The 20,511-nt window shown below is 71.7% G+C and carries 20 protein-coding genes; 18 read left to right on the plus strand and 2 right to left on the minus strand.

The annotated features are described in order from the left end of the window. Window position 1: 1 nt before the first annotated feature. The 3 genes from PS271_RS22635 to PS271_RS22645 all read left to right on the plus strand — a co-directional run bounded on the left by PS271_RS22635 (window position 2) and on the right by PS271_RS22645 (window position 2,771). A complete protein-coding gene (locus PS271_RS22635) occupies window positions 2–1,252 on the plus strand; it encodes a sensor histidine kinase (protein WP_398384135.1) in 1,251 nt (416 codons plus the stop codon). A gap of 398 nt (window positions 1,253–1,650) precedes the next feature. Beyond that, entirely contained in the window at window positions 1,651–1,947 is a 297-nt protein-coding gene (locus PS271_RS22640) for a DUF4193 domain-containing protein (protein ID WP_030366107.1), read from the plus strand. Window positions 1,948–1,961: 14 nt separating this feature from the next. Then, window positions 1,962–2,771, plus strand: coding sequence for a hypothetical protein (locus PS271_RS22645; RefSeq protein ID WP_398384138.1), 810 nt, complete (start codon window positions 1,962–1,964; stop codon window positions 2,769–2,771). 124 nt (window positions 2,772–2,895) lie between these two features. Here PS271_RS22645 and PS271_RS22650 read toward each other — a convergent pair whose 3' ends face one another. Continuing rightward, on the minus strand, window positions 2,896–3,342 hold the full coding sequence (locus tag PS271_RS22650) for a DUF3093 domain-containing protein (protein WP_398384140.1): 447 nt from the start codon (window positions 3,340–3,342) through the stop codon (window positions 2,896–2,898). Window positions 3,343–3,401: 59 nt separating this feature from the next. Here PS271_RS22650 and PS271_RS22655 point away from each other — a divergent pair, with 59 nt between their 5' ends. The 11 genes from PS271_RS22655 (at window position 3,402) to PS271_RS22705 (ending at window position 14,466) form a co-directional block, all read left to right on the plus strand. Continuing rightward, entirely contained in the window at window positions 3,402–3,986 is a 585-nt protein-coding gene (locus tag PS271_RS22655; RefSeq protein WP_398384142.1) for a PaaI family thioesterase, read from the plus strand. After that, window positions 3,983–4,483 (plus strand): dUTP diphosphatase, encoded by a 501-nt coding sequence (dut, locus tag PS271_RS22660; RefSeq protein ID WP_398384144.1) that lies wholly within the window; start codon window positions 3,983–3,985, stop codon window positions 4,481–4,483. Before PS271_RS22655 ends, dut begins: the two co-directional genes overlap by 4 nt. A 1-nt stretch (window position 4,484) precedes the next feature. Then, complete coding sequence (locus tag PS271_RS22665; RefSeq protein WP_398384145.1) at window positions 4,485–5,261, plus strand: DUF3710 domain-containing protein; 777 nt, start codon at window positions 4,485–4,487, stop codon at window positions 5,259–5,261. Between the two features lie 326 nt (window positions 5,262–5,587). Continuing rightward, window positions 5,588–5,677, plus strand: a complete 90-nt coding sequence (kdpF, locus tag PS271_RS22670) for a K(+)-transporting ATPase subunit F (protein ID WP_043188605.1) — start codon at window positions 5,588–5,590, stop codon at window positions 5,675–5,677. 8 nt (window positions 5,678–5,685) lie between these two features. Then, window positions 5,686–7,377: a potassium-transporting ATPase subunit KdpA gene (kdpA, locus tag PS271_RS22675; protein ID WP_398384148.1), complete on the plus strand. Its 1,692-nt coding sequence runs from the start codon at window positions 5,686–5,688 to the stop codon at window positions 7,375–7,377. After that, window positions 7,374–9,476: a potassium-transporting ATPase subunit KdpB gene (gene kdpB / locus PS271_RS22680; protein ID WP_398384150.1), complete on the plus strand. Its 2,103-nt coding sequence runs from the start codon at window positions 7,374–7,376 to the stop codon at window positions 9,474–9,476. Before kdpA ends, kdpB begins: the two co-directional genes overlap by 4 nt. A 7-nt stretch (window positions 9,477–9,483) precedes the next feature. Further along, window positions 9,484–10,131, plus strand: a complete 648-nt coding sequence (kdpC, locus tag PS271_RS22685) for a potassium-transporting ATPase subunit KdpC (RefSeq protein WP_398384151.1) — start codon at window positions 9,484–9,486, stop codon at window positions 10,129–10,131. Window positions 10,132–10,268: 137 nt separating this feature from the next. Continuing rightward, window positions 10,269–10,883 carry a hypothetical protein gene (locus tag PS271_RS22690; protein WP_398384152.1) on the plus strand — a complete coding sequence of 205 codons (615 nt, stop codon included), beginning with the start codon at window positions 10,269–10,271 and terminating at the stop codon, window positions 10,881–10,883. A gap of 172 nt (window positions 10,884–11,055) precedes the next feature. Next, entirely contained in the window at window positions 11,056–12,162 is a 1,107-nt protein-coding gene (locus PS271_RS22695) for a glycosyltransferase family 2 protein (RefSeq protein ID WP_398384153.1), read from the plus strand. A gap of 53 nt (window positions 12,163–12,215) precedes the next feature. Continuing rightward, window positions 12,216–12,485: a hypothetical protein gene (locus tag PS271_RS22700; RefSeq protein ID WP_398384155.1), complete on the plus strand. Its 270-nt coding sequence runs from the start codon at window positions 12,216–12,218 to the stop codon at window positions 12,483–12,485. Window positions 12,486–12,603: 118 nt separating this feature from the next. Beyond that, window positions 12,604–14,466, plus strand: a complete 1,863-nt coding sequence (locus PS271_RS22705) for an NAD-binding protein (protein ID WP_398386996.1) — start codon at window positions 12,604–12,606, stop codon at window positions 14,464–14,466. Between the two features lie 609 nt (window positions 14,467–15,075). Here the strand turns inward: PS271_RS22705 and PS271_RS22710 are convergent. Continuing rightward, complete coding sequence (locus tag PS271_RS22710; protein WP_398384156.1) at window positions 15,076–15,624, minus strand: GNAT family N-acetyltransferase; 549 nt, start codon at window positions 15,622–15,624, stop codon at window positions 15,076–15,078. Between the two features lie 230 nt (window positions 15,625–15,854). Here PS271_RS22710 and PS271_RS22715 point away from each other — a divergent pair, with 230 nt between their 5' ends. From PS271_RS22715 to PS271_RS22730, 4 genes are all read left to right on the plus strand, one after another. Then, window positions 15,855–18,407, plus strand: a complete 2,553-nt coding sequence (locus tag PS271_RS22715; protein ID WP_398384158.1) for a DUF4118 domain-containing protein — start codon at window positions 15,855–15,857, stop codon at window positions 18,405–18,407. 85 nt (window positions 18,408–18,492) lie between these two features. Next, complete coding sequence (locus PS271_RS22720) at window positions 18,493–19,182, plus strand: response regulator (protein WP_030366096.1); 690 nt, start codon at window positions 18,493–18,495, stop codon at window positions 19,180–19,182. 99 nt (window positions 19,183–19,281) lie between these two features. Beyond that, window positions 19,282–19,680 (plus strand): OB-fold nucleic acid binding domain-containing protein, encoded by a 399-nt coding sequence (locus PS271_RS22725; RefSeq protein ID WP_078660120.1) that lies wholly within the window; start codon window positions 19,282–19,284, stop codon window positions 19,678–19,680. Window positions 19,681–19,683: 3 nt separating this feature from the next. Then, entirely contained in the window at window positions 19,684–20,430 is a 747-nt protein-coding gene (locus PS271_RS22730) for a DUF3159 domain-containing protein (RefSeq protein WP_398384160.1), read from the plus strand. Window positions 20,431–20,511: the final 81 nt, after the last annotated feature.

Here is a 20,511-nt window from a genome sequence, read left to right on the forward strand (position 1 = left end):
GATGTCCACCTCCCCCGCGCCCGCACCCCCCGCGGCGCCCCCCAAGCCCACCTGGGACCCGCGGCAGCCCGTCGTGCGCCCCTTCCCCTGGCTGCGCCCCACCATCCGGATACGGCTGACCCTGCTGTACGGCGGGATGTTCCTGATGGCGGGCGTGCTGCTGCTGACGATCATCTATCTGCTGGCGGCCGACGCCCTCACCCAGGGCAATCAGCTGCCGTTCCGGATCCTCAACGCCAACGTCGAGACCAGTGCCAGCTGCCGGAGCCTGCCCCAGGGCTCCGCGACCAACAGCGACGCCTTCATGAACGGCCTGCGGATGTGCATGGAGCACCAGCGGGCCGTCGCCCTCGACGGCCTCCTCAAGCGCTCCCTGCTGGCCCTCCTGGGCCTCGCCGTGATCGCCTTCGCGTTCGGCTACGCCATGGCCGGCCGGGTCCTCTCGCCGCTGGGCAAGATGACGCGGACCGCCCGCCGGGTGGCCGCCACCGACCTCTCCCGGCGCATCGAACTGGGTGGGCCGGAGGACGAGTTGAAGGAGCTCTCCGACACCTTCGACGAGATGCTGGACCGGCTGGAGAGAGCCTTCACCGCGCAGCAGCGGTTCGTGGCCAACGCCTCGCACGAGCTGCGCACGCCACTCGCGATCAACCGCACGCTGCTGGAGGTCACCCTCTCCGACCCCGGGGCGCCGCCGGAGCTCCAGCAGCTCGGCAAGACGCTGCTGGCCACGAACGAGCGCAGCGAGCAGCTGGTGGAGGGCCTGCTGCTGCTCGCCCGCAGCGACAACGAGATCGTCGACCGCAAGCCCGTGGACCTCGCCGAGGTGGCCTCCAGAGCGCTGGACCAGACGCGCTCGGAGGCCCAGGGCAAGGGCGTGGAGCTGCGCGGGACGCGCCAGCCCGCCGTGGTTCAGGGCAACGGCGTGCTGCTGGAGCGGATCGCGCTGAACCTCGTGCAGAACGCCGTGCGCTACAACACCCCGGACGGCTGGGTCGAGGTCACCACCGAGGCGCAGCCGGGCCAGGCGGTGCTGGTGGTGGAGAACACCGGCCCGGTGGTTCCCGCGTACGAGCTGGACAACATCTTCGAGCCGTTCCGCAGGCTCCGTACGGAGCGCACGGGCAGCGACAAGGGCGTCGGCCTGGGGCTGTCGATCGTGCGCTCGGTGGCCCGCGCGCACGGCGGGCGGATCACCGCGGTGCCGCGCGAGGGAGGCGGGTTGATCATGAGAGTGGTCCTGCCCACCTGAAAATTTCTGCGAGAATGGGGCGGCCGTAGGTTCGCTTTGGGCGGAATTTTCACGTTCCGCCCCTTGCTGTGGATGTGTGGAATCGCTCACACACGCAAACTTCCGGCCATCCACTCTCCGTGATCGATGGACTCGCCGGAACGCCGGAAAAATGGGGGTTTCTGCTGGTCGTGATCACGGGAAGTACACGTGATGGCGCATCCGCATGCGGCATCCGGACCGTGTACGGTCCGGTTCGCCATCCAACCCCATCACCTCTTCAGGTGTGCGGTTGGGTGTCGATTGAGTAACAGACCTTGATGTGAGGCAAAATCTCCGCCTCGGGTCGGGCACAAGTCCGGCCTCTCACGCGTTACGTGCGCTGGAGACACCGCAGACACCCAGAGGGGGAGAGCGACATGGCAACGGACTACGACACCCCACGCAAGACCGACGACGACGTCGACTCGGACAGCCTTGAAGAGCTCAAGGCCCGCCGGAACGACAAGTCGGCGTCGACCGTCGACGTGGACGACTTCGAGGCCGCGGAGGGCATGGAGCTGCCCGGCGCGGACCTCTCCAACGAGGAGCTGGCCGTCCGGGTCCTGCCCAAGCAGGCCGACGAGTTCACCTGCATGAGCTGCTTCCTCGTGCACCACCGCAGCCAGCTGGCGCGCGAGAAGAACGGCCAGCCGATCTGCCGCGACTGCGACTGAGGACCGGGTCTGCGATGGCAGGCTCGACCCCGTTCCGGAAGCGGCGCTCCCGGCAGCCCGAGCTGACCACCGGGCCCGGCGGGGACGCCGCACGGCAGGACGCATCGGCCCCTGGTGACACGGCCGGCACTCACGTCGAGCGGGGCCGCACGGCCTCGCTCGCCGCCGCGGTCGGCCGTGGCGCCGCCAAGGGCGGCCGGGGAGCGCGGGCGGGACTCTCCGCCCTTGCCGACCGGATCATCGCGAACGCCCCGCGCATCCCCGTGCGGGACCTCGCGACGCTGCGGGCTCAGTTCCCGGGCCTCGGCCCGGAGGAGCTCGCCGACAAGCTGGTGGCCGGTGCGGCCAACGGCACCTCCACGGTGGGCGCCGGAGTCGGCGCCGCGGCGATGCTGCCGGTGCCGCCCGCGATGCCCGCCGAGCTGGCGGCCGAGATCGCCGGCGTCGCCGCCGTGGAGTTCAAGCTGATCGCCGAGCTCCACGAGGTGTACGGCCTGCGGGCCCCCGGCAACCTCCGGCAGCGCTCCCTGGCCTATCTGGCCGCCTGGGCCGACGAGCGCGGGATCGACGTCACGGCCCCCACCACCCTCAACGCGGCCCTGGGCGGCCAGCTCAGGCGCGAGCTGCGTCAGCAGATCCTCAAGCGCACGTTCCGCAATCTGCCCAGCCTCACGCCCTTCATGATCGGCGCGACCGTGGGTGCGGTGATGAACCGCCGCGACACCAGAAGGCTCGCGGCCAAGGTCCGCAAGGACCTGCGCGCCCGGCAGGTGCCGTGGGAGGCGCTCCCCGAGGGCCCTGAGGGCCCCCTTCCGCTCCAGTAGCGGCCTCTGGGCCGGGCCCGAAGCCCGGCCCCTTCCCGTACCGCCGGAAGAGCCGCCGGACCCGCCAGGAAGCCCTCAGCGAGCCCGTACCGCCACCGCCCGTCAAGGGAGCCCGTACGGCCCGTCAGGAAGCCCGTACCGCCGTCAGCGCGGCGGCCAGCCGCTCGGGGGAACGCGTGGAGAGGTAGACGTAGGGCGTCGGGTCGGACGGGTCGGTGACCTCGATCCGCAGCGCCGTGGGCACGTAGCCCCGCAGCAGCATGAAGGCCCGGGTGTCGGCCTTGTACGTGCGCCAGGCGCGGGCCTCCTCCGCGTCCAGCACCTCCGGCGTCCCCAGCGCCTCGACCGGGATCCGGGCGTCGCCCGCGACCAGCGCGCCGCCCACCACGCGGATGCGCACCGAGCCGTACGAACTGACCGCCGTCGCCGCGAGGGCGCCGCCGCCCACGAGGCCGCCGAGCATGGGCACCGTCCCCAGGGGAAGCAGGATCAGCGCCATCGCCACCCCGGTCAGAACCGCGATGAACCACCAGGAACGGGGCGCGGTCAGACGTTCTTCGTAAGCCTGCATGGGCCCAAGCTTGACACGAGCGGGACCGGGCCCCGCCCGCGCGGGTAAGGTCAGCCCCTGTGAGTGGACGAACGACAGCGCTGACGCCGCCGGACGGGGCCGTGCCCCCCGTGCGGCACCCCGACGCGCCCGCGCCCGGCGAGACCATCGGGTCGCACTACGAGTACTGCTTCGGCTGCGGCCCCGGCGTCCCGCACGGGCTGCACGTCGAGGTGCGGGCCGGCGACGGCGTGTGCGTCTCCGCGGAGTTCCGGGTCAAGGAGGCGCACCAGGGCGCCCCCGGCCTCGCCCACGGCGGGGTGCTGGCGACGGCGCTGGACGAGACGCTGGGCTCGCTGGGCTGGATGCTGCGGGTGATCGCGGTGACCGGCCGGCTGGAGACCGACTTCCTGCTGCCCGTGCCCGTGGACACCGTGCTCCACCTGCGCGCCGAGGTGACGGCCGTGCACGGCCGTAAGATCTACGCCGCGGCCACCGGCCGGATCGGCGGGCCCGAGGGCCCGCTCGCACTCCGCGCCGAGGCGATGTTCGTCGAGGTCAAGGTCGACCACTTCATCGAGCACGGCCGTCCCGCAGAGATCCAGGCCACGCTGGCCAACCCCGACCAGGTGAAGGTCGCGCGAGCTTTCGAGGTGAACCCGTGACGCGTCAACCCTTGGACGTCCTCATCCGCCGAGTGGACCCCGAGGTGCCCCTCCCCTCCTACGGTCACCCCGGTGACGCCGGCTGCGACCTCGTGACCACCGAGGCCGCCGAGCTGGCCCCGGGGGAGCGGATGGTGCTGCCGACGGGCGTCTCCATCGCGCTGCCGGACGGCTACGCGGCCTTCGTGCACCCGCGTTCGGGCCTCGCCGCCCGGTGCGGAGTCTCCATGGTGAATGCCCCGGGGACCATCGATGCCGGGTACCGTGGAGAGATCAAGGTGATTGTGGTCAATCTGGACCCGCGGGAGACCGTCCGGTTCGAGAGGTTCGACCGCATCGCCCAGTTGGTCGTCCAGCAAGTAGAGAAGGTCCGCTTCCACGAGGTCGCGGAGCTTCCGGGCTCGGCACGGGCCGAAGGGGGCTTCGGGTCCACCGGTGGCCACGCTGCCGTGGGGTATGGATTCGCTTCGGTCGCCATCGACCGGGAAGGACAGTGACGTGTTCGGTCGTCGCCGCAAGCGCAGTGAGGACGTGGTCGAGGACTCCCGTCCCGACGACGTGACCTCCGAGGAGTTGGCTGAGGAGTCGCCGGCCGCGTCGGACTCCGGGGCCGGGAGCCGGGTCCGGCTGGAGCCGGAGCCGCGCCCCGACGGGCCGTGGGACCTCTCCGAGGTCCGCGACCCCGCCGAGGGCCGGGTCGACCTGGGCGGCCTGTTCGTGCCGGGCGTCGAGGGCATGGAGCTGCGCGTGGAGGTCGCCGGTGACGCGATCGTCGCCGCCACCGTCGTGCTCCGCGACAGCGCCGTGCAGCTGCAGGGCTTCGCCGCCCCCAAGCGCGAGGGCATCTGGGGCGAGGTCCGCGAGGAGATCGCCTCCGGCATCACCCAGCAGGGCGGTGTCGTGGACGAGGTCCAGGGCCCGCTCGGCTGGGAGCTGCGGGCCCAGGTGCCCGTGGCGCTGCCGGACGGCACGCAGGGCGTGCAGATGGTCCGCTTCATCGGGTGCGACGGGCCGCGCTGGTTCCTGCGCGGCGTGATCTCCGGCCAGGGCGCGGTGCAGCCGCAGACCGCCGGCCTGCTGGAGCAGATCTTCCGGGACACCGTCGTCGTCCGCGGCGAGTCCCCGATGGCTCCCCGCGACCCGATCGTCCTGAAGCTGCCCGAGGACGCCCAGATGGTCGCCGAGGGCCTCCAGCAGCCGGACGACGACCGCTCGCGCTTCGCGGGCGGCGTGGACCGCCTGGAGCGCGGTCCGGAGATCACCGAAGTGCGCTGACGGACGCGCGCAGCCACCGGCGAACACCCTCGCCGGCGGCTGGATTACGGCCTTCCGCTGGGCCGCAACCCCCTGACCGGGGTTGCGGCCCAGCGGTGTTTTTGCAGGTCAAAAGCGTATCCATATGGATTCCGTCAAGGGGGCGCTAATGGCCGTATAGAGGGCGTCAACGGAGCGCCCGGGAGGGTCCGCGAACGGTTTCCTGTGAGGGTCCGTTCCTCTCCGAACCCTCTCTAGGAGCACACGATGGCCGACGTGGCCTTCGTCGTCACCACGCTCGCGGTCTTCGCGCTGGTGGCTCTCGTCGCCAAGGGGGTGACGAAGCTGTGACTGCCGAGAACATCGTCGGCCTGGTCGTGGCCGTCGCCCTGCTGGGCTACCTGATCCTCGCCCTCGTCTTCCCGGAGAGGTTCTGAGCACAGATATGAGCCCCGTACTCTCCGGAGTCCTCCAGCTCCTCGCGCTCATCGCGGCGCTGGCGCTGTCGTACCGCCCGCTCGGCGACTACATGGCCCGCGTCTACAGCTCCGGGAAGCACCTGCGCGCCGAGAAGCTGATCTACCGCACCATCGGCGCCGACCCGGACGCCGGGATGCGCTGGCCCGCGTACCTGCGCGGCGTCCTCGCGTTCTCCGCCGTCGGCGTCCTGTTCCTGTACCTGCTCCAGCGGATCCAGGGCATCCTGCCCGGCTCGCTGTCGCTGGGCTTCACCGCGATCAGCCCGGACCAGGCGTTCAACACCGCCGCCTCGTTCGTCGCCAACACCAACTGGCAGTCGTACTCGGGCGAGCAGGCCATGGGCCACGCCGTCCAGACGCTCGGCCTCGCCGTGCAGAACTTCGTCTCCGCGGCCGTCGGCATCGCCGTCGCCGTCGCGCTGGTCCGCGGCTTCGCGCGGTCGCGCACCGGCGAGCTCGGCAACTTCTGGGCCGACCTGGTGCGCGGCACCGTCCGCATCCTGCTGCCGCTCTCGGTGGCCGGCGCGGTCATCCTGGTCGCCTGCGGGGCCATCCAGAACTTCTCCGGCATCCACGAGATAGGCCGGCTCGCCGGGGGCACGCAGCAGGTCAACGGCGGCGCCGTGGCCTCGCAGGAGGTCATCAAGGAGCTCGGCACCAACGGCGGCGGCTACTTCAACGCCAACTCCGCCCACCCGTTCGAGAACCCCAACGCCTTCTCCAACCTCTTCGAGATCTTCCTGATCCTCGTCATCCCCTTCGCGCTGACCCGGACCTTCGGCAAGCTCGTCGGCAACGTCAGGCAGGGCTACGCGATCCTGGCCGCGATGGGCGTCATCTGGCTCGGCTTCACCGCCCTGATGATGTGGACCGAGTACGCGCACCACGGCCCCGCGCTCCAGGCGGCGGGCGGCGCGATGGAGGGCAAGGAGCAGCGCTTCGGCGTCGGCGCCTCGGCCATCTTCGCCACCACCACGACGCTCACCTCGACCGGCGCGGTGGACTCCTTCCACTCCTCCTTCACCGGCCTCGGCGGCGGCATCACGCTGCTGAGCATGATGCTGGGCGAGATCGCGCCCGGCGGCGTCGGCTCCGGCCTCTACGGCATGCTCGTCATGGCGATCATCGCGGTCTTCATCGCGGGCCTGATGGTCGGCCGGACGCCCGAGTACCTCGGCAAGAAGATCGGCACCCGCGAGATCAAGCTCGCCGCGTGCTACATCCTCATCACCCCGACCCTGGTGCTGGGCTTCACCGCCCTGTCCATGGCGCTGTCCGGGCCGCCGGAGTCGATCCTGAACGTCAAGGGCAACTCGGTGGACGGCAGCGGCGCCCACGGCTTCTCCGAGGTCCTCTACGCGTTCACCTCCGGCGCCAACAACAACGGCTCGGCGTTCGCGGGCCTGAACGCCAACACGCCCTGGTACAACACCACGATCGGCCTCGCCATGCTGCTCGGCCGCTTCCTGCCGATGGTCTTCGTCCTGGCGCTGGCCGGCTCGCTCGCCGAGCAGACGCCCGTCCCCGAGACCGCCGGCACCCTGCGCACGGAGAAGCCACTCTTCGCGGGCCTGCTCGTCGGCGCGATCCTCATCATCACCGGCTTGACCTACTTCCCGGCCCTGGCCCTTGGCCCGATGGCGGAGGGACTCTCATGAGCACGACCACCCCTGTCCGTACCGCGTCCGAGGAGGAGGCCCACCCGCAGGGCTCCCCGGATCCCGGCCGGGTCTCCGGCGGCCTCTTCGACCCGGCGCAGCTGCTGAAGTCGCTGCCGGACGCCTTCCGCAAGCTCGACCCGCGGGTGATGGTCAAGGCCCCGGTGATGTTCGTGGTCCTGATCGGCTCGGTGGTCACCACCGTGCTGGCGCTGAAGGACCCCGGCTCCTGGTTCGGCTGGGCCATCACGGTGTGGCTGTGGCTGACCGTCCTCTTCGCCAACCTGGCCGAGGCGGTCGCCGAGGGCCGCGGCAAGGCCCAGGCCGACACCCTGCGCAAGGCCAAGACCGACACGGTGGCCCGGCGGCTTGCCGGCGGCACCGAGGAGTCGGTGCCCGGCACCGACCTGCGCGTGGGCGACCTGGTCGTCTGCGAGGCCGGCGACATCATCCCGGGCGACGGCGACGTCGTCGAGGGCGTCGCCTCGGTCGACGAGTCGGCCATCACCGGCGAGTCGGCCCCGGTCATCCGCGAGTCCGGCGGCGACCGTTCGGCGGTCACCGGCGGCACCAAGGTCCTCTCCGACCGCATCGTCATCAAGATCACGACGAAGCCCGGCGAGACCTTCATCGACCGCATGATCAACCTGGTCGAGGGCGCGGCCCGGCAGAAGACGCCCAACGAGATCGCGCTGAACATCCTGCTCGCCTCGCTGACGATCGTCTTCCTGCTGGCCGTCATCACGCTCCAGCCGTTCGCGATCTACGCGGGCGCCGAGCAGTCGATGATCATCCTGGCGGCGCTGCTGGTCTGCCTCATCCCGACCACCATCGGCGCCCTGCTGTCCGCGATCGGCATCGCGGGCATGGACCGGCTGGTGCAGCGCAATGTCCTGGCGATGTCCGGGCGCGCGGTGGAGGCCGCGGGCGACGTCTCGACGCTGCTGCTCGACAAGACCGGCACCATCACGTACGGCAACCGCCAGGCCGCGGAGTTCGTGCCCGTCAAGGGCACCACGGCCGCCGAGGTCGCCGACGCCGCCCAGCTCTCCTCCCTGGCCGACGAGACGCCTGAGGGCCGCTCGATCGTCGTCCTCGCCAAGGAGAAGTACGGCCTGCGCGAGCGCCACGAGGGCGAGCTCGTGGGCGCCGAGTGGATCCCCTTCACCGCCCAGACGCGCATGTCCGGCGTCGACGTGGACGGCCGCAAGGTCCGCAAGGGCGCGACCGGTTCGGTCCTCGCCTGGGTCGAGGAGCAGGGCGGCCGCGTAGCCGAGGACGCCCGCACGCTCACCGACGACATCTCCCAGGCCGGCGGCACCCCGCTGCTGGTCGCCGTGGAGGACGCCGAGGGCGCCCGCGTCCTGGGTGTCATCCACCTCAAGGACGTCGTCAAGGAGGGCATGCGCGAGCGGTTCGACGAGCTGCGCGCCATGGGCATCAAGACCGTCATGATCACGGGTGACAACCCGCTGACGGCCAAGGCCATCGCGGAGGAGGCCGGCGTCGACGACTTCCTCGCCGAGGCCACGCCCGAGGACAAGATGGCGCTCATCAAGCGCGAGCAGGCCGGTGGCAAGCTCGTGGCGATGACGGGCGACGGCACGAACGACGCCCCGGCGCTCGCGCAGGCGGACGTGGGCGTGGCCATGAACACCGGAACCTCGGCCGCCAAGGAGGCCGGGAACATGGTGGACCTGGACTCCAACCCCACCAAGCTCATCGAGATCGTCGAGATCGGCAAGCAGCTGCTCATCACGCGCGGCGCCCTGACGACCTTCTCCATCGCCAACGACGTCGCCAAGTACTTCGCCATCATCCCGGCGATGTTCGCGGTGGCCTACCCCGGCCTGGACAAGCTCAACATCATGAGCCTGCACTCGCCCGAGTCGGCCATCCTCTCGGCGGTCGTCTTCAACGCGCTGATCATCGTCGCGCTGGTGCCGCTCGCCCTCAAGGGCGTGCGCTACCGCCCGATGAGCGCGGACGCCATGCTCCGCCGCAACCTCTTGATCTACGGACTGGGCGGCCTGGTCTCCCCGTTCATCGGCATCAAGATCATCGACCTGCTCATCTCCCTCATCCCTGGCATCGGGTGACGTCACCATGAACAACTCCGTACGCAGCACGGCCCGCCTGGTCGGCGCGGGGCTCCGCGCCCTGCTCGTCCTCACGGTGGTCTGCGGGGTGATCTACCCGCTGGTCGTCACCGGCATCGCCCAGGCCGCCTTCCACGGCAAGGCCAACGGCTCCGAGGTGAAGGTGGACGGCAGGTCCGTCGGCTCCGAGCGGCTCGGCCAGAGCTACACGCTCGACAAGAAGGACAAGGACGGCAACCCGCTGCCGGACCCGAAGTTCTTCCAGCCGCGCCCTTCGGCGGCCGGCCCGAACGCCGAGAACACCCAGTACAAGCTGATCGTCTCCGGCGCCTCGAACCTGGCCGCGGACAGCAAGATCCTGCTCGACGCCGTCAAGCAGCGGCGGGCGGACGTCGCCGCGTTCAACCACGTCGAGCCGTCGTCCGTACCGGTGGACGCGCTGACCGCCTCCGCCTCGGGCCTCGACCCGGACATCTCGCCGGCGTACGCGCGGCTGCAGGCCAAGCGCGTCGCCGAGGCCAACGGCCTGCCGGCGGACAAGGTCGAAAAGCTCGTGGAGGACCACGTGGACGGCCGCATCCTCGGCTTCATGGGCGAGGAGCGCGTCAACGTCCTGAAGCTGAACGTCGCCTTGCGGGAGCTTGCGAAGAAGTAGGACGGCGCGGCACGTTGACGTGCTGAGGCCCGCCGACCCGGTCGGCGGGCCTCACCTATTTGCCGGACTCTACGGGGAACGGCGGTCAGCTGGAGCGCGGCCGCGCGTCCTCTTCCACGTCGGCGAACACGAGGGCGGTGATCTCACCGGCTCAGCTCGGCGACAAGACGGGCTACTACCGCTTCCTGGTCTGGCCGCAGTCCGCCAACCCCGACGGCTCGCCGAGCAGCCTGCGCTGGGACCCCGCCAAGCCGGAGGACGCCTTCCAGATCGGCAGCGTCTACTACCGGTACCGGGCACCGAGGAGCATCGACCCCGGCCTGCGCGCCACGGTGCAGCCGAAGCCCGTGCACAAGAACCCTGTCGTGGGAGAGACGACGGAGCAGTTCTTCCCGCCGTTCGTCGTGCGCAACACCGGCCAGCACAAGATCGGCGCGGCGCAGATCGTCTTCACGGCGCCCGAAGGCATGCGCTTCGCCGAGGACCTGGTGAGGTTCACCCGGTGGTACGACGAGAACACCGAGGTGAGTACTCCCGGCGTCAGGTCGGCCGACCACCGGACCCTGACCTGCCCGGCTGTCGACCTCGACCTGGAACCGAGCAGCCTCGGCAACGAAGCCTGGGTGTCGGTGTACCCGGCGATGGTCCTCGACTCCACCGCGGTGCCCGGTCCGGCGCAGGTCGGCATGCAGCTCGGCGACCCCATCCTCGCCACCGCGCAGAACACCATCGACGTACAGCCCCGGTCCTGACGTCCACGGACCACGCCGAGTGACCGGCTGCCGCCCGGCCCGGCCCGCTCCGGCCGGGCCGGGCGGCAGCCTCTCAAGCTTCCCAAGGCCCCCTCAAGCCTTCTCAAGCCCCCTCAAGCCTTCTGAAGTCCGCTCAAGTCCCCGCACGGCCAACCTGCTCGGGAGCACACGCATGCGCAAGCCGGCCATCAGGACCCGGGCACGACGTGCCCACGACGCCGGGACGGTGCCGCCCCACATCGTGGCGCTGATCCCCGCCCACAACGAGGCCGAACGCATCGCCGCGTCCGTCGCGGCGCTGCACCGCCAGACGAACCCTCCGCACCGCATCGTCGTCGTGGCCGACAACTGCACCGACGGGACCGCCGAGATCGCCGCGGCGAACGGCGCGACCGTCATGGAGTCGGCGGACAACCTCCACAAGAAGGCCGGCGCGCTCAACCAGGCCCTCGACCAGGTGCTCGACGGGCTGGACGACAGGGACCTGGTCCTCGTCCAGGACGCCGATACCGTGCTCCGGCCCTCCTTCGTCGCCAGCGCGGTCGACGGGCTGGACGGCACCGTCGGGGCCGTCGGCGGCATCTTCTACGGCGAAGGCGGCGGCGGGCTCCTCGGGGCGCTCCAGCGGATCGAATTCCACCGCTACGCCCGGGAGATAGCGCGCCGCGGCTTCCGGGCCGACGTCCTCACCGGCACGGCCACCCTCTTCCGCGTCTCGACCCTGCGGGAAGTCAAGGAGGCCCGGATCGCCGGCCGGATCGGCGGCGGCTCGTCCTACTACTCCCTGGCCTCGCTCACCGAGGACGACGAAATCACCAAGGCCGTACGGACCATCGGCTACCGCACGGTCTCACCTCAGGGCTGCGCGGTGGTCACCGAAGTCATGACGACCCTGCCCAAACTCTGGCACCAGCGGCTGCGCTGGCAGCGCGGCGCCCTCGAAAACCTGCGCGACTACGGCTGGACCCGCGTGACGGCCCCGTACATCGTCCGCCAGGGCTTCATGGGCCTGTCCGTCGTCTTCCTCGCCCTCTACCTCGTCTTCACCCTCTGGATGCTCGCCCGGGGGCGCCCAGAGTTCTCGCCCTTCTGGATCGCCGTGGGCCTCGTCTTCGTCACGGAGAAGGTGGTCACCGCGCGGGGGGCCGGCTGGAAGTCCCAGCTGCTGGCGAGCACGCTCGCCGTCGAACTGGCCTACGACATGTTCCAGCACGCCGTGTACATCCGGTCCCTGTGGGACATGGCCCGGCGCCGGGAAGAAAGCTGGCAGGCCACCTGACCACACCGCCGGCTCAGCGACGGGGCCGGCCGGCTCAGCAGAGGGAGAGAAGTGTGTACGCAGGAGTACCACCGCTCGGGGCCGCCCTGGGCGCCGCCGGAGCGTCGACGCTGACGACCAGGACGTCCGATGCCGGCTTCCGGGCGCTCGCCACGGTCGTGGCGGCCACCACGCTGCTCATGGCCGGGGCGTCGGTGTGCAGGCTCCTGCCGAGCCGCGACAGGGAACGTGCCCTGAACGGCGCCCCGTCGGTCCTCCGGCTGCACTACCGGGCCCACCGTCATCACCGGCGTCCGGAGGTGGACCGGGTTCCGGTCCGCTGAGGGTCGTCCTTCCGCAACCGGACAGGCGAAATCCGGTGAATGTTCGACCGGTGCAGGGCAGGCTGACGGTGTGGCCACACTGAACCAGCAGCCTCAAGTCACGCCGGACGCACCGCACATGGTGGTGTGCGGTGACGACGGGCTCGTGCACCGGCTCGCCGCCGAGCTCTCCGGCGTGTACGGCGAGCGCGTCACCGTCGTCCTGCCGCCGGCGCGCGAGGCCAGGCGGCGCCCCGCGCCCATGGTCGGCCGTGCCGCCGCCCTCTTCGGGCGCGTCACCGGAGCCGTCGGCCGCGGCGGCGCCCCCGACCGCAACGGCACCGCGCCCGCCGGCAGTGCGCTCGTACGGGTCGTGGAGGCGGCCGAGCCCGGCGAGGAGACGTTCGCCGAGGCGGGGGTGGCCCATGCCACCGCGCTCGCCCTCGTCTACGACGACGACGAGACCAACGTCCAGGCCGCCCTGCTCGCCCGCCGTCTCAACCCGCGCGTCCGGCTCGTCATCCGCCTCTACAACCGAAGACTCGGCCAGCACCTGGAGGAAGTCCTCGACCAGGCCGCCCTGCTGGCCGCCGCCACGGCGGACGCCGAGCCCGTCACCGACGCCACCACCACCGTCCTGTCGGACGCGGACACCGCCGCCCCCGTCCTCGTCACGGCCGCCGTCTCCGGGCACAGCCGGGTCTTCGACGTCGGCGGCAGGCTCCTGAGAGCCGCCGAGCGGCCGCCCGTGGCGGAGGCCCCCGGGCGGCCGCAGGAGCTGTGCACCGTCGCCCTGCTCGCCCCCGCCCAGCGGCCCGCCGACGCCTACGGGCCCGAGGCCGACGGGCCCCTGCTGCTGCCCGGCGCCGTGCCGCCGCCGGGCGCGGAGGGGCGCTCCCGGGTCGTCCTGGAGGCCGTGCCGATGGACGTGCCGTCCGTGCCGCCGAGCCGGCCCACCGTCCGCGGCCTGCCGCTCGGCTCGTTCTTCTCCCGGCGCCTGCGCTGGGCCCTCGGGCTGCTGGTCGCCGCCGTGTGCGGGCTGGCCGTCGCGTCCTGGAGCGTCAGCAGCAACAACCCGACGCACGCCGTCTATCTGTCGCTGCTCGACCTCTTCGCGATCAACGACCCCGCGATCCACGAGGGCCACGGCCGGCAGATCCTCCAACTCCTCTCCGGCTTCACCGGCCTGCTGCTGCTCCCCCTGCTCGTGGCCGCCGCCCTGGAAGGCCTCGGGACCTTCCGCTCCGCCTCCACGCTGCGGCGCCCGCGGCGCGGCCTCTCCGGCCACGTGGTGCTGCTCGGGCTCGGCAAGATCGGCACCCGCGTGCTGGCCCGGCTGCGCGAGCTCGGCATCCCCGTGGTGTGCGTCGAGCGCGACCCGCAGGCGCGCGGTGTCGCGGTCGCCCGCGCCCTGCGCGTCCCCACGATCATCGGCGACGTCACCGAGGAAGGGGTGCTGGAGGCCGCCAAGATCGGCCAGAGCGGCACGCTCATGGCGCTGACCAGCAGCGACATCACCAACCTGGAGGCCGCGCTGTATGCGCGGGCCGTCAAGCCCGACGTCCGCGTGGTCATGCGGCTCTACGACGACCGCTTCGCCAAGGCCGTCTACCGCACCCTGCGCGACACGTACCCGCGGGCGTGGACGCGGAGCCGCAGCGTCTCGTTCCTGGTCGCCCCGGCGTTCGCCAGCGCGATGATAGGGCGTCAGATCCTGGGGGCGGTGCCGGTGGAGCGGAGCGTCGTCCTCATCGCCGCGATCGAGGTCGTCGGGCATGCCGGACTGGAGGGGCGCGCCGCCGCGGACGCGTTCGCGCCGGGGGCGTGGCGGGTGCTCGGGCTGACCATGGTGCGGCCGGACGCGTCCGGGCGGCAGACGGTCCTGCTACGGGATCTGCCCGGCGACTACGTGCTGCGGCGCCAGGACCGCGTCCTCGTCGCCGCGACCCGCCAGGGCCTGGCCGACCTCCTGGGCCGCCGCCCGGTCCCGCGCCCCCGCTGACTCCCGGGGCGACCACGCCCCGGGGCCTCGCACCCGACGACGCCCCTTCCGCCGCGGCGGCGACCAGCCCTACGGGCGTGCCCGGCGGTGCGGGGCGGCCTGGCCGGCTCGGCACCGCCGGGTTGCGTGTGCGTGGCTGAGCGCCGCTGCGGCGGGAGAAGGTTGCCGGCCCGGCAATGAACTTTCCGCCGCGGTGGGGACTAACCTCCACCGTCGTGTTCGGCGGTGCCTGGCGGCCTGGGGTTGGTCCGGCACCGCCGGGTTGCGGTCATGTGGTTGATCGCCGTTGCGGCGGGAGAAGGTTGCCGGCCCGGCAATGAACTGTCCGCCGCAGCGGTGATTAACCCCCGCCGTCGTGTCCGGCGGTGCCTGGAGGCCTGGGGTTGGTTCGGCGCCGCCGGGTTGCGGTCATGTGGTTGATCGCCGTTGCGGCGGGAGAAGATTGCCGGCCCGGCAAGGAACTTTCCGCCGCGGCGGTGATCAACCCCCGCCGTCGTGCTCGGCGGTGCCTAGCGGCCTGGGGTGGTTCGGCGCCGCCGGACTGTGGTCACGTGGCTGAGTGCCGTTGCGGCGGAGGCAGGGACGCCGGGTCAGCGGGGGACGTGGGGGCTACCACACGTCCCCCGGGCGCCAGTCGCATGTCAGGGGGCCCTCCAGGTCCAGCTTCGCGCCGTCCGGCAGCGGGAGGACGTAGATGCAGCCGTCCTCCTCTTCCGTGCGGCGCAAGCCCGTCGGTGCGAGTACCGACGACGGGCCCCGCCACAGCCGCCAGCCGCGGCCCTCGTACAGCGGGACCGCCTCGTCCGCCGCGCCCAGCGCGCCCACCTCGTACGCCCCGTCCCGCAGGATCCGCTCCAGGGCGTTCATCACGGCCGAGGCCACGCCCCGCCGGCGCCGGTCCGCGCGGACGGCGACGGCTTCCACGTAGCCGGTGCGCAGCGCGCGCCCGCCGTGCAGGAGCCGCCGCTGGACGAGCGAGCCGTGGCCTATGAGCTCGCCGTCCTCCCACGCGAGGGCGTGCATGCCGCCCACGGTGTGGTCCCAGTCGTCGTCGGAGAAGTCCCCTTCGAACGCATCGTCCATGAGGGCGCGGACCGCGGCGAGTTCCGTACCGGTCAGATCGGAGGTGTGGGCCGTGCGGATGGCGGTGTCGGTCATACCGTCATCATGCCGCCGTACACGGCCCGCGAAGGCCCGCGAAGGCCCGCGAAGGACACGGCGTACGGCGTCAGAGCTGCGTCAATACCGCGCCCGGCACCCCGCCGTGCCCCATATGTCCAGAACTTTGGCCGTAAGGTCGGCCGTACGCGGCAGTGCGGGCACCTCGGCACTGCCGGCCGTCACGAACCGGCCGGACGCCACCGCGTAGCGTGAAAGACAATGGGGCCATGGGACGCGGCAAGCTTCGGATCTACCTCGGCGCGGCACCGGGCGTCGGCAAGACGTACGCGATGCTCTCCGAGGCCCACCGCCGCGTGGAGCGCGGCACGGACGCCGTGGTCGGCTTCGTCGAGCACCACGGCCGGCCGCGCACCGAGGTGATGCTGCACGGCCTGGAGGAAGTGCCGCGCAGGGAGATCGCCTACCGCGGGACGGTCTTCACCGAGATGGACATCGACGCCGTCCTCGCCCGCCGCCCCGCCGTCGTCCTCGTCGACGAGCTCGCCCACACCAACGTGCCCGGCTCGCGCAACACCAAGCGCTGGCAGGACGTCGAGGAGCTCCTCCAGGCGGGCGTCGACGTGGTCTCCACGGTCAACATCCAGCACCTGGAGTCGCTCGGCGACGTCGTCGAGTCGATCACGGGCGTGCGGCAGCAGGAGACCGTGCCCGACGAGGTGGTGCGCCGCGCCGACCAGATAGAGCTGGTCGACATGTCGCCGCAGGCGCTGCGCCGCCGCATGGCGCACGGCAACATCTACAAGCCCGACAAGGTCGACGCGGCCCTCTCCAACTACTTCCGGCCCGGCAACCTGACCGCGCTGCGCGAGCTCGCGCTGCTGTGGACGGCCGACCGCGTCGACGAATACCTGCGCCAGTACCGCACCGAGCACAGCGTCTCCACCATCTGGCACGCCCGCGAGCGCATCGTCGTGGGCCTCACCGGCGGCCCCGAGGGCCGCACCCTGATCCGCCGCGCGGCGCGCATGGCCGCCAAGGGCTCCGGCAGTGAGATCCTCGCCGTCTACATCGCCCGCAGCGACGGGCTCACCTCGGCGTCGCCGAAGGAGCTGGCCGTCCAGCGCACCCTGGTCGAGGACCTCGGCGGCACCTTCCACCACGTGATCGGGGACGACGTGCCCGCTTCGCTGCTGGAGTTCGCCCGTGGCGTCAACGCCACCCAGATCGTGCTCGGCTCCAGCCGGCGCAAGACCTGGCAGTACATCTTCGGTCCCGGCGTGGGCCAGACCGTGGCCCGCGAGTCCGGGCCCGACCTCGACGTGCACATCGTCACGCACGAGGAGGTCGCCAAGGGCCGCGGCCTGCCGGTCGCGCGCGGCGCCCGCCTCGGCCGCGGCCGCATCGTCGCGGGCTGGCTCGTCGGCCTGGGCGGGCCCGCCCTGCTCAGCCTGCTGCTGACGCACATCGACCCGGACCTCGGCCTCGCCAACGACATGCTGCTGTTCCTGTGCATGACGGTGGCCGCGGCCCTCCTCGGCGGCCTGCTGCCCTCCCTCGCGTCCGCGGCCTTCGGCTCGCTGCTGCTGAACTACTTCTTCGTCGAGCCCCTCCACCGCTGGACGATCACCGACCCCAAGAACATCGTCGCCATCACGATCTTCGTCTTCGTCGCCGTCTCCGTGGCGTCCGTGGTGGACGTGGCCGCGCGCCGCACCCACCAGGCGGCCCGGCTGCGCGCCGAGTCCGAGATCCTCTCCTTCCTGGCCGGCAGCGTCCTGCGCGGCGACACCAGCCTGGACGCCTTGCTGGAGCGGGTCCGGGAGACCTTCGCCATGGAGTCCGTGGCCCTGCTGGAGCGCACCAGCGAGGTCGACCCGTGGACCTGCGCGGCGAGCGTCGTGACCAGCTCGGGCAAGCCCCTGCTGCGCCCCGAGGACGCCGACGTCGACATGCCCGTCGGCGACAACATGGCCCTCGCCCTCTCCGGCCGCGTCCTGCCCGCCGAGGACCGCCGCGTGCTCGCCGCCTTCGCCGCGCAGGCCGCCGTCGTCCTGGACCGGCAGCGGCTGGTCGGCGAGGCCGAGCGGGCCCGCCGCCTGGACGAGGGCAACCGCATCCGCGTCGCCCTGCTCGCCGCCGTCAGCCACGACCTGCGCACCCCGCTGGCCGCGATCAAGGCCGCGGTGACGTCCCTGCGCTCCGACGACGTCGCCTGGTCCGAGGAGGACGAGGCCGAGCTGCTGGCGAGCATCGAGGACGGCGCCGACCGCCTCGACCACCTCGTCGGCAACCTCCTCGACATGTCGCGGCTCCAGACCGGCACGGTCACCCCGCTGATCCGCGAGATCGACCTGGACGAGGTCGTGCCCATGGCCCTGGGCGGCGTCCCCGAGGGCAGCGTCACCCTCGACATCCCCGAGTCGCTGCCGATGGTCGCCGTCGACCCGGGCCTGCTGGAGCGCAGCGTCGCCAACGTCGTCGAGAACGCCGTCAAGTACAGCCCCGGCGGCACGCCCGTCCACGTGGCCGCCAGCGCCCTGGGCGACCGGGTGGAGGTCCGGGTGGCCGACCGCGGCCCCGGCGTCCCCGACAGCGCCAAGGACCGCATCTTCGAGCCCTTCCAGCGCTACGGGGACGCGCCGCGGGGCGCCGGCGTGGGCCTCGGCCTGGCCGTCGCCCGCGGCTTCGCCGAGGCCATGGGCGGCACCCTCGCCGCCGAGGACACGCCCGGCGGCGGCATGACCATGGTGCTCACCCTGCGGGCCGCCGCGGGGGTCGCCCCCGTCCGCGCGGACCTCCCGGCGCAGGCCACCACGTGAGACCTCCCCGCCATACCGGCAGACCAGCAGTCCCCGACCCCGGGCCCCGTGGACGGGCCCGCACGACCAGCAGAGGTGGAAACCGATGAACCGGGTGCTCGTGGTGGATGACGAGCCGCAGATCGTCCGCGCCCTCGTGATCAACCTCAAGGCGCGGAAGTACGAGGTCGACGCCGCGCCCGACGGCGCGACCGCGCTCCAGCTCGCCGCCGCCCGCCACCCCGACGTGGTCATCCTCGACCTCGGCCTGCCCGACATGGACGGCGTCGAGGTGATCAAGGGGCTGCGGGGCTGGACCCGGGTCCCGATCCTGGTCCTCTCGGCCCGCCACACCTCCGACGAGAAGGTCGAGGCGCTGGACGCCGGCGCCGACGACTACGTCACCAAGCCGTTCGGCATGGACGAGCTGCTGGCCCGGCTGCGGGCCGCGGTGCGGCGCGCCGAGCCGACGGGGCCGGCGGCCGCGGGGGACGACGCGATCGTCGAGACGGAGGTCTTCACGGTCGACCTCGCGGCGAAGAAGGTCAACCGCGAGGGGCGGGACGTGCGGCTGACGCCGACGGAGTGGCACCTGCTGGAGGTCCTCGTCCGCAATACGGGGCGTCTCGTCAGCCAGAAGCAGCTGCTCCAGGAGGTCTGGGGCCCCTCGTACGGCACGGAGACGAACTATCTGCGGGTGTACATGGCCCAGCTGCGGCGCAAGCTCGAACGTGACCCTTCGCACCCGAAGCACTTCATCACCGAGCCGGGGATGGGGTACCGGTTCGAGATGTGATGCCTTGTCCTCAATCGCCGGACGGGCTCAAAAATCTTTGAGCCCGTCCGGCGATTGAGGACAAACAGCGCCCCAGGCCGCTCCCGGTACGCTGGGTTCATGAGTGCCGTACCCCGTTCCGAGAAGCCGACCGGCCGTTTCCGCCGGATGCTCGACCGGCTGTCAACCTCCCAGGAGGAGCTGCACGACGCGGAGCTGCAGCAGGACACGGAGGCCGCGGGCTGCACGCGGATATGCGACTGCGACGACCGCCAGATAGTCAAGGTCACCGGTACGCTGCGGACCGTCACTCTGCGTCCGCGCGCCGGAGTCCCCGCCCTGGAGGCCGAGCTGTTCGACGGCTCGGCCGCGCTCGACGTCGTGTGGCTCGGCCGTCGTTCCATCGTCGGCATAGAGCCCGGCCGTAAGCTGATCGCCTCCGGTCGGATCTCGATGAGCCGCGGCCGCCGGGTGCTGTTCAATCCCAAGTACGAACTCCGACCGCTCGGACAGGAGTAGCGGGTGACGTCTCTCGACAAGCCGATCGTCGACCAGCAGGGAACGGGCGGTGACGCCGACGCGTCGGCGGCCACCAAAGCGGCCCTGTTCGATGCCTTCGGCGGGGTGCGGGGCATGGTCGAAACGACCGTGCCGGGCCTGGTCTTCGTGGCGATCTTCACCGCCAAGCGGGACATCCACACCGCGGCCATCGCCGCGCTGGGCCTGTCGCTGCTGATGGGCGTGGCCCGGCTGCTGCGCAAGGACACCGTCAAGCACGCCTTCAGCGGTGTCTTCGGGGTCGCCATCGGCGCGGTCTTCGCGATGATGACCGGCGACGCCAAGAACTTCCACCTGCCGGGCATGCTCTACACCCTGGGCCTGGCCGTGGCGTACATCGTCACCGCGCTGGCGGGCTATCCGCTGCTCGGGCTGATCCTGGGCCCGGTGTTCAAGGAGAACCTCTCCTGGCGCACCCGCAACCCCGGCCGCAAGGTGGCCTACACCAAGGCGAGCTGGGCCTGGGGCCTGATCCTGCTGGCCAAGTCGGCGATCCTCTTCCCGCTGTACTGGTGGGGCGACGCGACCGAGCTCGGCTGGGTGAAGGTGGCCCTCGGCATTCCGCCGATGCTGCTGTCGGTCTACCTGACCTGGATCTTCCTGGCCAAGGCGCCGCCGCCGATCGACGTGATCGCGGAGATGGAGGCGGCGGAGGCGGCCGAGGCCGCGGAGCGCGCCGAAGGCGCGGAGAAGAGCAAGGCCGTCAGCTAGTCAGGTAGTCGGCCGGCCCTCCGTACAGCCGGCTGCCCGTACCACACGAACGCCGGGCGGGCTCGGAATCCCGAGCCCGCC

The organism is Streptomyces sp. SCA2-17, from assembly GCF_044336695.1.

Coding starts and splice junctions, on each gene's coding strand:
- kdpB (WP_398384150.1), top strand. CDS start 7,374: ATGAGCACGACCACCCCTGTCCGTACCGCGTCCGAGGAGGAGGCCCAC.
- PS271_RS22640 (WP_030366107.1), top strand. CDS start 1,651: ATGGCAACGGACTACGACACCCCACGCAAGACCGACGACGACGTCGAC.
- PS271_RS22650 (WP_398384140.1), bottom strand. CDS start 3,342: ATGCAGGCTTACGAAGAACGTCTGACCGCGCCCCGTTCCTGGTGGTTC.
- PS271_RS22645 (WP_398384138.1), top strand. CDS start 1,962: ATGGCAGGCTCGACCCCGTTCCGGAAGCGGCGCTCCCGGCAGCCCGAG.
- PS271_RS22705 (WP_398386996.1), top strand. CDS start 12,604: ATGGTGGTGTGCGGTGACGACGGGCTCGTGCACCGGCTCGCCGCCGAG.
- kdpC (WP_398384151.1), top strand. CDS start 9,484: ATGAACAACTCCGTACGCAGCACGGCCCGCCTGGTCGGCGCGGGGCTC.
- kdpA (WP_398384148.1), top strand. CDS start 5,686: ATGAGCCCCGTACTCTCCGGAGTCCTCCAGCTCCTCGCGCTCATCGCG.
- PS271_RS22725 (WP_078660120.1), top strand. CDS start 19,282: ATGAGTGCCGTACCCCGTTCCGAGAAGCCGACCGGCCGTTTCCGCCGG.
- PS271_RS22720 (WP_030366096.1), top strand. CDS start 18,493: ATGAACCGGGTGCTCGTGGTGGATGACGAGCCGCAGATCGTCCGCGCC.
- PS271_RS22695 (WP_398384153.1), top strand. CDS start 11,056: ATGCGCAAGCCGGCCATCAGGACCCGGGCACGACGTGCCCACGACGCC.
- PS271_RS22635 (WP_398384135.1), top strand. CDS start 2: ATGTCCACCTCCCCCGCGCCCGCACCCCCCGCGGCGCCCCCCAAGCCC.
- PS271_RS22710 (WP_398384156.1), bottom strand. CDS start 15,624: ATGACCGACACCGCCATCCGCACGGCCCACACCTCCGATCTGACCGGT.
- PS271_RS22715 (WP_398384158.1), top strand. CDS start 15,855: ATGGGACGCGGCAAGCTTCGGATCTACCTCGGCGCGGCACCGGGCGTC.